Genomic DNA, 12,721 nt, shown 5'->3' with positions numbered 1-12,721 from the left:
TCGAATGAGTGGCAGGAAGCCGCCATAAGGGGCTATATGTTACGCGATCATCACGCAATGACTGGATACGCTGGCTCGGCATCCAACGTGGCCGCGCACACCGACGCCAGTTCCAGCAGACGCAGATCCGAGCCACGCGCACCGACCAGTTGCAGACCGATCGGCAAACCATTGGGCAAGGTGCCCATTGGCAGGCTCACCGCCGGGCAACCGGCAAGGCTGGCAAAGCTGGTGAGGTCGGCCTGCGAATCGGGTACCGGGCCATCGAGTGGAAAGGCGCCCTGCGACGTGGTCGGCAGGACCAGTACGTCGACTTGGGCGAACAGTCGGCGCATCTTCAACGTAGCTGCATCAAGTACGCGATCGGCAGCAGCATAGTCGGCGGCACTCTTGCGAGATGCATAGCCGAGCATCTCGCGAAAGCGAGCCGATACCGGGTACTCGGTATCGGCTAGATCAGACGCGAAGGTGCCAAGCATTTCTGCTTCCATCAATAACAGTCCAGCGCGCCGGGTACGGGCAAAATCCCAGTCATCGAAATCCACCGTTCGCCGATCACCGAGCGCGTGCGGCAACTTTGCCATGGCTGCCTCGAACACGGCGATTACCTCCGACTGCACGCCAACGGCAGACAGATCAGGCAGCAGGCCAACGCGCAGATTGCCCGGATCCCAATCCGGCAGCGCGAAGGCAACGCGTCGCCGGCGCGAACGCGCGTCATCGGCGTCATAGCCGGTCAGTACCTGCAGCAGCACGGTGAGATCCTCCACGCTGCGTGCCAGCAGGCCTACGGAATCGAGCCGACGCGCAGCAGGTACCAGACCACGCGCGGAGATTTCGCCGTGAGTCGGCTTCAATGCATACACACCACAGTAACTGGCCGGAATCCGGATCGAACCCAGGCTGTCGGAGCCCACCGCCGCCACGGCGAGGCCCGCGGCAACCGCCGCGGCCGCACCGCCGGACGAACCGCCGGCGGTATAACCGTGACGATGCGGATTTTGCGTCGCACCGAAGTGCGGATTGTCGGTCACCGCACCCAGCGCGCCTTCATCCATATTGGTTCTGCCTACCAGCACGGCGCCGGAGGCACGCAGCCGCTGCACGACATGCGCGTCATGCTCTACTGGCTCGCGCCTTCCGGGCAAACCGGCGCGAGTCGGCCAGCCGGCCACATCGAAGTTGTCCTTCAACGCCAGCGGAATGCCGTCGAGTCGTCCGATCGCGCCATCACGACGACGGCGATCGGCCATATGCGCCTGATCCTGCAACAGGCTGGAGCGCAGATCGACGTAGGCATTGAGCTGCGGATTGATCCGTTCAATCGCCCTCAGATACGCCTCGGACAGCGCGCGCGCCTGTACTCGCCCGCTTGCCAGCCAATGCAGCAGCTGGCACAACGTGGCGCGGCGCAAGTCGAGATCGGCAATCGGCGACGTCGAATTCATGGTGTCTCCTTGAGATGCCTTCCGATTATCGCGTTGAGCGGTTAACAGATTGCAAGTTGGGCGGTATGCGTTGCCGCGCCACGCATGAATCCGGACAATACCCATGAATAATCGGTTTGCAACCGATCCATGCTCATTCTTGTAGAAATTCTTTTAAAAAACGGAGCCAGCCATGAGCGAGCGCGAGACGATGGAATACGACGTGATCGTCGTCGGTGCCGGGCCAGCCGGCCTGTCGTTCGCGATCCGCCTGAAACAGCTCAAACCGGAGATCACCGTCTGCGTGATCGAGAAGGCCTCCACCATCGGCGCGCAGATTCTTTCCGGCGCGGTGATCGAGCCGCAACCGCTGGATGCATTGCTGCCAGGATGGCGTGATAACCCGCCGCCGATCTGCGTGCCAGCCGCTGAGGACGAGTTCTGGCTACTCAGCAAGGAAGGCGGTCGCAAGCTACCGGTGCCGCCGGGCATGCGCAACCACGGCAACTTCATCGTGTCGCTGGGCGCGATGTGCGCGTGGCTGGCGCCACAGGCCGAAGCGCTGGGCGTAGACGTATTTCCCGGCTTTGCTGCTGCCGACACCATTTTCAATGAGGACGGCTCGGTCGCCGGTGTCAGCATCGGCGACATGGGCGTGGCCAAGGACGGTTCGCACAAGACCGGGTACACGCAAGGTATCGATATCAAGGCCAAGGTCACCGTACTCGCCGAAGGCGCGCGCGGCAGCCTGACCAAACAACTGATCAAACGCTTCGAACTGGACAAGGGCAAGGATCCGCAGGGTTATTCCATCGGCATCAAGGAGCTGTGGCAGCTGCCGGCCGGCCGCGGCACACCGGGCAAGATCGTGCACAGCTTCGGCTGGCCTGCAGACAGCCACACCTACGGCGGCAGCTTCATCTACCACCTGGATGGCGATCGCGTAGCCCTCGGCTATGTAAGCGGACTCGACTACAGCGACCCCGATTACAAACCGTGGGAAGCATTCCAGCAGTGGAAGAACCATCCTTCGCTGAAGCCACTGCTGGACGGCGGCGAAATTCTGTCCGCCGGCGCGCGCGCCATCGTCACCGGTGGCTACCAGTCGTTGCCAAACGTCGAGATGCCCGGCGCGTTGCTGATCGGCGATACCGCAGGCCTGCTCAACGTGCCTAAAGTGAAAGGCACGCACCAGGCGATCAAGAGCGGCATGCTGGCCGCCGAGCATCTGGTCGCGAACGATCTGAAATCGGCCGGCTTCGACGCCAAGCTGCGCGCCTCCGACGTGATGGCCGAGCTGAGGAAAGTCCGCAACATCAAGCCCGCCTTCAAGAAGGGACTGTGGTTCGGCCTGATGAATGCCGCATGGGAAACCGTGCTCAACGGTGCCTCGCCGTGGACGCTGAAGAACAAGGCCGACTGGTCCTCATTGCATAAGCTCGGCGTGCAGGAAGAGCCAAAGCGCGACTACGTGCAACGAACGCTGGCGCCGCGTGATCGTCTGGCGGGCGTCTACTTCGCTGCGACCGAGCACGACGAGGATCAGCCGATCCACCTGCATGTGTCCGACACTTCCATATGTGTCACCAAGTGCGCCGAGGAATACGGCAACCCCTGCACGCGCTTCTGCCCGGCCAGCGTCTATGAAATCGTGGACGATGCTGCCGGCAAACGCCTGCAGATCAACGCCGCCAACTGCGTGCATTGCAAGACCTGCGACATCAAGGACCCGTACCAGATCATCAACTGGGTCACGCCGGAAGGCGGCTCGGGGCCGAATTACCAGAACATGTAGTGGCTGCAGCCACATCGGGATCAATGCGACAAGGCATTAGATTCGTCAGCGCAGCAGGTCGGCAGGACACGCACCCTGCCGACCACGCAAGCCATCCAAAAGTCCGCGCAACATGAAGCGCAGATTGCGCCACCGCGGTCCGATCAGCACGCCAAATAGAAACAGCTTCACCAGCACGCGCGGTACATCCTGTGCAATCCACACCCATGGCGTGTGCCGAATACCGTACAGCCGCAGTCGATTACGCATCATGTAATACAGTCGCGACGGCCCGTGCACCACGATTTTCCCCACGCCAAACGGCAGCGCACGACGATCATCGCCCAAGTGATGATGCATGGTGGCCGAACATACGCCATACAGCGCATAGCCTTTGGCCCGGGCGCGAAAACTCCACTCCATATCGACGTTGTCGATAAACAGCCCGGCATCCATCGCACCGACGCGATCAAGCACTTCGATCGGAATCAGCGCACCCGAACTGATCAGAAAATCGCAGGCGATGGACTGCGTATCGCTTTCGCACCACACCTTTTGACTGCGTGGAAAACCGATGCGCACAAACGGCGCATCGCGATCCTCGCGTCGATCATGAAAGCGTGGCCCGACTGCACCGACCTGGTTCTCGCAGGAAAGGTTCTGTAGCGCCGTCAGCAATGCCACCACCATCCCTTCACCCGGCTCGCTGTCCTGGTCCAGCAACAGGACATGCTGGAAGCCCTGCGAGCGTGCCCAGTCTATGCCCGCGTTCTGTGCCGCTGCCAGCCCGACATTGCACGGCTGTCGCAGCAGCGCTCCACGACAGGCCGCCAAAGTCTGGCTCAATGTCTGTTGCCAGACACCATTGCTGGCGTTGTCGACCAGCACCACCGCGCCGACCTGCGGCGCAACGGCACTGATCAGCTGCTGCAGGGACTGCAGTTCCGGCTGATAACTGACGATCACTGCACAGACCGTCATGGCAGAATAATTACCCACGTCGCAGCATATCCCGCAGCGCGGAGCGCCCATCGACTCCATAAGTCCGATAAAGACCCGCCCGGACTTCTCGCAGGATGGGCAGTACACGTTGACAACGCGGCAGTCGCCCGATCGCCACGCGCCGTTCCACATGCGCCCGTTTGTGTCTGACTTGCGCCGCCCGTTCGCCACCCACGTCCGATCCGTCTTTTGCCAGGAAGCGCTCCAGCCGCCTCAATCGTTTCGCTTCGGCGCGCAGCAGCCGTCCACGCGAACGGACCAAGTCATGCCATTTTTTCACCAGATTGCGTTTTCGCATGCCGATCTGGTTACCCGCATGCTGGCGATAGTCGATAAGCGGCTCGTCGATGAAGTCCATCCGACCCGATGCCGCCACCACCGCGGTCAGCCATTCGTCGTGAATCCATCCCTGCGCCACAGGTAACGCCATCTCAACCAACTCGCGGCGCAGGGCCGTCGTGGCACCGGTGGCAAAGCTCCGACGCAGGGCAACCTCGAACGCACGACCACTGTGGATGGCCTGTTTATCTTCCGGAGTCATCTGCAACGCATCGAACAGCGAGTAAGGCAGGGAAACACCCTTGGCATCCACCAGGCGTGCGTCGGTGTGCAGCAATAACAAGGACGGGTCGCTACTGAAACGCGCCGCCATTAACGCCAGCTTGTCGATACGCCAGACATCATCCTGATCACAAAGAAACAATACGTCACCACTGGCCTGCCGCATGGCCAAAGAAAAATTTTCCACACAGCCTATATTTTGTGCGTTCTGCAGCAGGCGTATCTCCACACCCAGATGACGAGCCTGTTCGGCAAATGCCTGCAACATGTCCATGCTGGCATCGGAGGACCCGTCATCGCTGATCACGATTTCATCCGGCAGGCACGTCTGTATCAGCAAACTGTCCAGCTGAGGCTGGAGGTGGATGGCTCCGTTATATGTGCACATCACAATGGAAAGGCGTGGTTGCGTCATGGTTACTACGTTGTTTGATAAGAGGAACCCTGCGCCAAGCCATCGCGCCACAGCACCGATCTGCTCAGCGCGTTATATGCCGCTCAGAATGACTCATGACGATACCCGATGGGTATTTTTGTGCCTGTTTCACACCCCGTTCGCGCATCATACTGAAACGCCCCGGTGGCCATCTGAATCCCGTGATATCCAATAAGAACAGAGCCCATCTGGCTCCGGCTCCAGCTCCGGTTAGAATAGTCCATTGTCTGATCGCCGCAGGCACCCCGCGGATACCGTAATTAAAAGGAATCGTTGATGAAAATTCTGGTCGGCTACAAGCGCGTCGTGGATTACAACGTACGTATTCAGGTCAAATCCGATGGCAGCGGCGTGGTCACCGATGGCGTCAAATTGTCGGCCAATCCGTTCGACGACATTGCGCTGGAAGAAGCGTTGCGCCTGCGCGAGAAAGGCGTCGCCGAGGAAGTGATCGTGGTCGGTATCGGCCCAGCTGATCTCACCGCGCATCTGCGCAACGGCCTGGCCATGGGTGCCAACCGCGCCATTCACGTCGTCACCACCGACGCCGTGCAGCCACTGACTGCAGCGCGAGTGTTCCTGAAGCTGATCGAGAAAGAACAGCCGGGGCTGTTTATCGTAGGCAAGCAGGCAATCGATGACGACGCCAACCAGACCGGCCAGATGCTGGCGGCCTTGTGGGACCGTCCGCAGGCGACCTTCGCCGGCAAGATCGACGTATCTATTGAGAGCGGTACCACTGGCAAAGTCACGGTCACTCGCGAAGTCGATGCCGGCCTGGAAGTGATCGAGGCCGAACTGCCGGCAGTGATCACCACCGACCTGCGACTCAACGAGCCGCGCTTCATCAAGCTACCCGACATCATGAAGGCGAAGTCCAAACCGATCGACAGCATCGAATTCGCGTCGCTGGGCGTTGAAGCTCATGATCATCTGAAGACCACGCACTACGCCGCGCCAGCCAAGCGCAGCAAGGGCGTGATGGTGAAGGATGCGGCCGAACTCGTCGCGGCGCTGAAGCAGAAAGGTCTGCTCTAAGCAGCGCTCTGACTTCCAGCCGCCCGACATCTACATAGAAATCCCGGAGATTTCCCATGAGCAAGATTCTTGTTATCGCCGAACATCTGGACGGCAAACTCAACCTTTCCACGGCACGCGCCGTGAGCGCAGCGGTAGCCGTGAAGCCCGAAGCGATCGACGTACTGGTGCTCGGCGACAACGTTGACGCCATCGCCACCGATGCGGCGAAGATCGAGGGCGTGAGCCGGGTGCTCACTGTCGCCCGTGCGGAAAATGCACACCCGCTCGCTGCCGTGCTGGCGCCGCAAATCGCCAAGGCCGCCGACGGCTACAGCCACGTGTTCGCACCGTCCACCACCTTCGGCAAGGACGTCGCCCCGCGCGTTGCCGCCCTGCTCGGCGTGGCCCAGGTCAGCGACGTGATGAGCGTCGAATCCAGCCACAGCTTCAAGCGGCCGATTTACGCCGGCAACGCTATCATCACGGTCGAGGCGAATGCCGATCACGCCGTGGTCGCCACCATCCGCACCGCGTCGTGGCCGGCCGCCAGCAGCAGCTCCAACAGCGCGCCGATCGAAGCGATGACCTTGGACGTCACGCTGCCAACGCATACACGCTTCGTCGAACTGAAACAGGGCAGCAGCGACCGTCCTGACCTGCAGAGCGCCGGCAAGGTCGTTTCCGGCGGTCGCGGCGTGGGCTCGAAGGAAAACTTCGAAATCATCTACAAATTCGCCGACAAGATCGGCGCCGCCGTGGGTGCCTCCCGCGCCGCCGTCGACGCAGGCTACGTACCGAACGAAATGCAGGTCGGTCAGACCGGCAAGATCATCGCCCCCGAGCTGTACATCGCCATCGGCATCTCCGGCGCCATCCAGCATCTCACCGGCATCAAGGATGCAGGTACCATCGTCGCCATCAACAAGGATGGCGAAGCGCCGATCTTTGAAATAGCTGACCTCGGACTGGTGGGGGATTTGTTCAAACTGATTCCGGAGCTTGAGCAGATAGTGAACTGACACCTGACGAAGGAATGCAACCGAAGCATCAACACAGATACCTTGCGTCACAGCAATAACCAACGGGTATTACTAGCGAATAGCAAAGAATATTTTTGCAAGGACCGGACAACGCTCCTTCACTGTCGAATGGCCTTGATCGCTAATTCGCTCACTAATTACAAAGACAATTACTCATGATTGAAGGCAAAAAAATTACAGTCGTTCTTCCGGCCTATAACGCCGCCAAAACATTGATGAGGACGTACCGCGAAATTCCGCTTGATTTGGTCGATGACGTCATTTTGACCGACGACGCGAGCAAGGATGAAACAGCCAAGTTAGCCCGTGAGCTTGGCATTCATACGATCTCCCACGACAAAAATCGTGGTTATGGCGGCAACCAGAAAACTTGCTACAAAGCGGCGCTGGATCGTGGCGCTGACATAGTCATCATGTTGCATCCAGACTATCAGTATACGCCGCGATTGATCCGAGCCATGGCCGCCATGCTCATTTCAAATCATTTCGATGCCGTGCTTGCATCACGAATTCTTGGCAAGGGCGCGCTACAAGGTGGCATGCCTCTTTATAAGTATGTTGCTAACCGGGCGCTGACTTCCATCGAGAACTTGATGCTTGGTGTAAAATTGTCCGAGTACCACACGGGCTATCGCGCATGGACGAAAGAAGTTCTTGAAGTATTGCCCCTCGATACGTGCTCCGACGATTTCGTCTTTGACAATGAAATGATTGCCCAGGTCGTCTACTACGGTTTTCGCATCGGCGAAATATCGTGCCCAACGCGCTATTTTGAAGAAGCGTCTTCCATCAACTTCTCCCGCAGTGTCACCTATGGTCTGGGCGTTCTGGAAACGGCGGCCAAGTTTCGTGGGCATAAATGGGGCATCTTCAAGTCAAAGCTTTTCCCTGCGTCGGTGACGCCACGGAAAAAATCGGCGGATGGTGAAGACTTATGAAGTCAGGGTCGTTCAAGCGGTGGTTGATTGCGGCAGTGCTGGTCGTGATGACGGCGGGTGGGGTCGTTGCCTACAAGCTCTGGTCGGGGCCGATCAACGATCGGATTCAGGCACTTATTACAGGCCTACAGTCCCATGGTCCGGCAGGTTGGGGGATGGTGGCATTAATCCAGGCGGCTATTGCTATAAGTGGCTTACTACCCGCCGCCGCCATGGGCGTTGCTGCAGGGGCGATCTATGGCACGTGGCTGGGCTTTTCCCTCACTGCTGTCGGCACACTGCTGGGAGCGTCGGTTGCGTTCCTGCTCGCGCGTTCGCTTTTTCGACCGCTGATTCAGGGCTATCTCTCACGCAAACCGTACATGGCCAGACTGGATAGCGCTATTGCAACTGACGGCTGGCGAACCGTCTGTCTCTTACGTATGTCCCCCGTCATGCCTTTTGCTGCAGGTAGTTATGCATTAGGGCTGACATCCATCAGGTTCTCCCATTATCTGCTTGGCTCGCTTGCTGCTCTTCCTGCGCTTCTGGGATACGTATTTCTTGGCCATCTAGCCCGACAAGGCTTTGGTGACGCAACACATGGAACCGGCCTTGTTCATCTGGCGTTCCTTGGCATAGGCATCATTGCGACATTATTCCTAATTCTGCACATCGGTCGCCTAGCAAAGCGCGTCGGGCTAGCAAAATCTTCATTTGAGTAAGTGGGTATTTTTTATTTTCTACATCATTCGATATTTGCTGGAGATTTAATTCCTTTTTTAAATATTTGTCGTTGGATTTTTGGTTTTTTCAACAGGCTTCATGTGTGGCTCAACTGCGCTTCATAAGTTCAATATCTTCTCAGTGGCCATGTTTGGGGTTGCCTTACTCAAACCGCTGATTTCCACATCGTTGCCGCAGTGGCCGATGCTAATAACTCCTCAAGCTGGTAACCCGGTATTTTCTGTTTCCGATGCTAGTGACCTCCACCTGCCAGAAATGGCGACAGCACCAAGTATCAGCTCATCAAAACAAAAAATCGAGTTCTTCGAATTCTCCATCTGATAAAACCGTTCTCCTCAAACTACAGAAGTCAACGTAACAGTTCCGTCGCTAGTCCTAAAGATTGAAATCAAGGTCGGGGAAGTTTCATTTCTCCATGTCCGACGTTATAGACATCAACCAAATACGGGCCCACGTGCAAGATCTCTACCGGCGTTCCGAAATCCCGGATCACGGTTTCCTGCGACAGTTCCAGAGATCCGGTACCGGAAGCTCTTGCGACGAAGAACACTTGTCCTCGCCATCCGGTCGAAGCCGCGCTATACCAGTCCTGATTGGCAAACCAGCGCATCGGCCGCAGTCCATCCGATCCGCCATCCGTCAAGGCCAGCACACGAATGTCCTCCTTCGTCAGGGCCGTGATTATGGAACTTTGCCAGTATCCGGCATATCCGTGATGCAGGTCATGCGCGCGCAGCACATTGCTCAGAAGCATCACGTTTTCGTCCGCCATGACCGCCCGGCTCGGTCCGTTCTTGAGAGTGTGGGCTTCGGACAGTACCGATCCCGCCAAGCCAACGGCGACATAGAGTGCAAAGAACGGCGTGGCAGCATAGGTCCGGGCCAGCAGGATCGCTCCGGCGACCGTGGCGGGCAGGAAATAGCGCACGCAGCTCCCGTCCACGATGGCGGTCGTGACGATGGCGGCCGTTGCGCCAAGGACGACGCTGGTAAACAGGAGCTGATCGAGACACCCCGGCCCTACGGCGACGGCCTGTCTGTCGGGCCAGCGACGGAACTGCTTCAGGCACAGAAAACCCACCTCTGCGAGCGCCAGGAAAAATAACAGCAGGAAGGGAAAGCGCAGGATGAAGATGTAAGGCCCGTCCAGAAGCGAAGGGGTGACCGGCTTTCCGGAAAAATCCGCGCCTAAATTTTCGGCAAAAGCGTGAAGGGAAAACAGGGTGTGAGCAATAATCTCGTTGAAACCGGCGAAATCGATCTGAAGCGTCAACTGTTCGAACCCGCCAGCATGGCGGAGCCTATGCTGGATTAGGCGGGACAACGCTAACCCACTCAGTACGACGCATAGGACAGCCAGTTTGTCGGCATTACGCCCGCGTCTCGTCAGTCGCATGAAACACGTCACTAGTACCGGCAGGCAGCCCATGACCACATAGGTCGGATCGGCGATACTGCCCATGATGACTGCCAATCCGAGCAGCGCCACGCGAGAAAGGCGGATCGGCCCGTCCCGTTCGCACACCTCCACTGTCATCCAGAACGTTAGTAGGGCAAGCAGGATGGGAAATGCGTGCGACGCCACCGCGGTGGTGACTAGCATGATCCCATTGCCCATCTGGACGGTGAAGGCCAGCAGCGTGATCACCGCGACCCCGGCCACGATGGATTCCCTCACGCCGCGCCCCCGGGCGGCAAGCAGGATTCCGGTCATGACGATCATCGCCCATAACACCGCTTCCAGGACCTGCATCAGAAGCGGATGGACCCCGAACACCCTCGTGAGAACGGCGATGCCCAGCACGTCGGTTGTGTAGAAACTGTCCGGCGCCATAACCCAGCCGTGCAGGTTCCAGTTGCCGCGTCCCATCTCGACGCCAGCAAGAAAATTATTTGCGTCATCGGAATTACGCGCAGCGGGGAAGGACACCACCAAGCGAAGCATCGCGAGCACCGCGAACGCCACGAACACGACCACGCTCCACACGAAGACACGCCGCTTTTCTGGCGAAGTCGCCCATCTCGGGCATATTTTTTCGGCATTCATCTACTTTGTACTACTCCTGTATTCCTACGCAGGCCGTGATCCGCCCGATTTGAAGGGTCAGTGCGAGGGAAGCACGCAATGCTACGCCAAGCTTGGTCCATGCGTAACATCTCCGCCCCTTCCGCGCCGACCTGCAATTCAACAGCTCTGACCAAAGACTGCAGAGACTGCAGCTCCGGCTCATAAGTGACGATTACCGCACAGACCGTCGTGGCGGAATAATCACCTACGTCGCAGGAAATCCCCCAGCGCGTTGCGATCGATACCATAGGCCTGATAAAGGCCTGCCCGTGTTTCTCGCAGAATGGCTAGCAGTGTTGAGTACGCGGCAGCCGCCCGATCGCCAAACGCTGTTGCAGAAGCGTTCGTTTATGTCTAATCTGCGCCGCTCGTTCGGCCCCCACGTCCGATCCGTCGCTTGCCAGAAAGCGCTGGTCTTTGGCGACAGCGTTGACACCATCGCTGCCGATGCCGCCAAGATCGAAGGCGTCAGCAAAGTCCTCACGGTCACCCGCGCCGAGAATGCGCACCCGCTCGCTGCCGTACTGGCACCGCAGATTGCCAAGGCCGCCGACGGCTACAGCCACGTGTTCGCACCGTCTACCACCTTCGGCAAGGACGTCGCCCCGCGCGTTGCCGCCCTGCTCGGCGTGGCCCAGGTCAGCGACGTGATGAGCGTCGAAGCGAGCCACACCTTCAAACGGCCGATTTACGCCGGCAACGCCATCATCACGGTCGAGGCGAATGCCGATCATGCCGTAGTCGCCACCATCCGCACCGCGTCGTGGCCTGCCGCCAACAGCAGCTCCAACAGCGCGCCGACCGAAGCGATGACCTTGGACGTCACGCTGCCAACGCATACACGCTTCGTCGAACTGAAACAGGGCAGCAGCGACCGTCCTGATCTGCAGAGCGCCGGCAAGGTCGTTTCCGGTGGCCGCGGCGTTGGCTCGAAGGAAAACTTCGAGATCATCTACAAGTTCGCCGACAAGATCGGCGCCGCCGTGGGTGCCTCCCGCGCCGCCGTCGACGCCGGCTACGTCCCCAACGAAATGCACGGCCAGACCGGCAAGATCATTGCCCCCGAGCTGTACATCGCCATCGGCATCTCCGGCGCCGTCCAGCATCTCACCGGCATCAAGGATGCAGGTACCATCGTCGCCAAGGATGGCGAAGCACCGATCTTCGAGATTGCGGATTTCGGCCTTGTGGGCGATCTCTTCAAAATCCTGCCGGACCTTGAGCAGGCACTTGCGTGACGGAAGATACCCTGCGAAACATGCGGGAATTCATGATGCGTGACAAAGGCCGGGCCGCCACCACTAAATGATAGAGTTTATCGGACGCCTCGCACGCTTCGGTGTACGTCTCTCCATAGGCGTACTCCCCGAATCCCTAGTCTCTTTCCTGATCGCAGGTAACCCGAGTGTTTGCGCGCGCTGAGTAATCATTGGGCAGCACGATATCGCCGCGGCCAGGAGGTCATTGCCGTAAATGCAGCCCCCTGTATCGTGCGCCTCTCCAAAAGGGATGCACAAATAAACCGCTCGTATCGTGGACAATGCAAATAGCGCCAAGGTATTTAGCCCTCATGAGCCATGAACTTCATATGCTGTGGATTGCTACATGCGCATTCAGATCAAGCTTGGCAGCAACGACGTCATGGTCGATGACCTCAAGCTTTCCGCCCATCCGTTCCAAGTTGATTCCTGAGCTGGAACAAACCAATGGCTGCGGTCCACGTCGTCAT

11 protein-coding genes are annotated in these 12,721 nt (G+C 58.7%); 7 read left to right on the top strand and 4 right to left on the bottom strand.

The genetic code is table 11. From position 1 onward, the window contains the following. Positions 1–50: 50 nt before the first annotated feature. Positions 51–1,448: an amidase gene (locus HDE79_RS10535; RefSeq protein ID WP_184601921.1), complete on the bottom strand. Its 1,398-nt coding sequence runs from the start codon at positions 1,446–1,448 to the stop codon at positions 51–53. 172 nt (positions 1,449–1,620) lie between these two features. Here HDE79_RS10535 and HDE79_RS10530 point away from each other — a divergent pair, with 172 nt between their 5' ends. Beyond that, positions 1,621–3,222: an electron transfer flavoprotein-ubiquinone oxidoreductase gene (locus HDE79_RS10530; protein WP_184601920.1), complete on the top strand. Its 1,602-nt coding sequence runs from the start codon at positions 1,621–1,623 to the stop codon at positions 3,220–3,222. 45 nt (positions 3,223–3,267) lie between these two features. On the opposite strand, the gene HDE79_RS10525 is transcribed toward HDE79_RS10530, so the two are convergent. Next, positions 3,268–4,200, bottom strand: coding sequence for a glycosyltransferase family 2 protein (locus tag HDE79_RS10525; protein WP_343205947.1), 933 nt, complete (start codon positions 4,198–4,200; stop codon positions 3,268–3,270). Continuing rightward, the gene (locus HDE79_RS10520) at positions 4,193–5,230 is read right to left on the bottom strand and encodes a glycosyltransferase family 2 protein (protein ID WP_343205946.1); all 1,038 of its coding nucleotides are present in this window, start codon (positions 5,228–5,230) and stop codon (positions 4,193–4,195) included. Before HDE79_RS10520 ends, HDE79_RS10525 begins: the two co-directional genes overlap by 8 nt. 246 nt (positions 5,231–5,476) lie before the next feature. On the opposite strand from HDE79_RS10520, the gene HDE79_RS10515 reads away from it, so the two are divergent. The 5 genes from HDE79_RS10515 (at position 5,477) to HDE79_RS10495 (ending at position 9,245) form a co-directional block, all read left to right on the top strand. After that, positions 5,477–6,238, top strand: coding sequence for an electron transfer flavoprotein subunit beta/FixA family protein (locus tag HDE79_RS10515; RefSeq protein ID WP_184601919.1), 762 nt, complete (start codon positions 5,477–5,479; stop codon positions 6,236–6,238). 56 nt (positions 6,239–6,294) lie between these two features. Further along, positions 6,295–7,239, top strand: coding sequence for an FAD-binding protein (locus HDE79_RS10510; protein WP_184601918.1), 945 nt, complete (start codon positions 6,295–6,297; stop codon positions 7,237–7,239). A gap of 176 nt (positions 7,240–7,415) precedes the next feature. Further along, complete coding sequence (locus HDE79_RS10505; protein ID WP_184601917.1) at positions 7,416–8,198, top strand: glycosyltransferase family 2 protein; 783 nt, start codon at positions 7,416–7,418, stop codon at positions 8,196–8,198. Further along, positions 8,195–8,902 carry a VTT domain-containing protein gene (locus HDE79_RS10500; RefSeq protein ID WP_184601916.1) on the top strand — a complete coding sequence of 236 codons (708 nt, stop codon included), beginning with the start codon at positions 8,195–8,197 and terminating at the stop codon, positions 8,900–8,902. The genes HDE79_RS10505 and HDE79_RS10500 overlap by 4 nt, the downstream gene beginning before the upstream one ends. A 100-nt stretch (positions 8,903–9,002) precedes the next feature. Next, a complete protein-coding gene (locus tag HDE79_RS10495; RefSeq protein WP_184601915.1) occupies positions 9,003–9,245 on the top strand; it encodes a hypothetical protein in 243 nt (80 codons plus the stop codon). A gap of 67 nt (positions 9,246–9,312) precedes the next feature. Here the strand turns inward: HDE79_RS10495 and HDE79_RS10490 are convergent, their stop codons facing one another. Continuing rightward, positions 9,313–10,971 carry a hypothetical protein gene (locus HDE79_RS10490; RefSeq protein ID WP_184601914.1) on the bottom strand — a complete coding sequence of 553 codons (1,659 nt, stop codon included), beginning with the start codon at positions 10,969–10,971 and terminating at the stop codon, positions 9,313–9,315. 371 nt (positions 10,972–11,342) lie between these two features. Between HDE79_RS10490 and HDE79_RS10485 the strand changes: the two genes are divergently transcribed. Beyond that, on the top strand, positions 11,343–12,230 hold the full coding sequence (locus HDE79_RS10485; protein ID WP_184601913.1) for an FAD-binding protein: 888 nt from the start codon (positions 11,343–11,345) through the stop codon (positions 12,228–12,230). Positions 12,231–12,721 lie beyond the last annotated feature (491 nt).

The sequence above is a fragment of the Rhodanobacter sp. MP1X3 genome (genome assembly GCF_014207165.1).
Classification (GTDB): Bacteria; Pseudomonadota; Gammaproteobacteria; order Xanthomonadales; family Rhodanobacteraceae; genus Rhodanobacter.
The sequence above is the reverse complement of the archived record's forward strand: the minus strand, read 5'-3'. Positions and strand labels throughout refer to the sequence as shown.

Excerpts from the sequence above, each read along its gene's own strand:
- HDE79_RS10535 (WP_184601921.1), bottom strand. The coding sequence starts at position 1,448 with ATGAATTCGACGTCGCCGATTGCCGATCTCGACTTGCGCCGCGCCACG.
- HDE79_RS10530 (WP_184601920.1), top strand. The coding sequence starts at position 1,621 with ATGAGCGAGCGCGAGACGATGGAATACGACGTGATCGTCGTCGGTGCC.
- HDE79_RS10515 (WP_184601919.1), top strand. The coding sequence starts at position 5,477 with ATGAAAATTCTGGTCGGCTACAAGCGCGTCGTGGATTACAACGTACGT.
- HDE79_RS10510 (WP_184601918.1), top strand. The coding sequence starts at position 6,295 with ATGAGCAAGATTCTTGTTATCGCCGAACATCTGGACGGCAAACTCAAC.
- HDE79_RS10505 (WP_184601917.1), top strand. The coding sequence starts at position 7,416 with ATGATTGAAGGCAAAAAAATTACAGTCGTTCTTCCGGCCTATAACGCC.
- HDE79_RS10500 (WP_184601916.1), top strand. The coding sequence starts at position 8,195 with ATGAAGTCAGGGTCGTTCAAGCGGTGGTTGATTGCGGCAGTGCTGGTC.
- HDE79_RS10495 (WP_184601915.1), top strand. The coding sequence starts at position 9,003 with ATGTGTGGCTCAACTGCGCTTCATAAGTTCAATATCTTCTCAGTGGCC.
- HDE79_RS10490 (WP_184601914.1), bottom strand. The coding sequence starts at position 10,971 with ATGAATGCCGAAAAAATATGCCCGAGATGGGCGACTTCGCCAGAAAAG.
- HDE79_RS10485 (WP_184601913.1), top strand. The coding sequence starts at position 11,343 with ATGTCTAATCTGCGCCGCTCGTTCGGCCCCCACGTCCGATCCGTCGCT.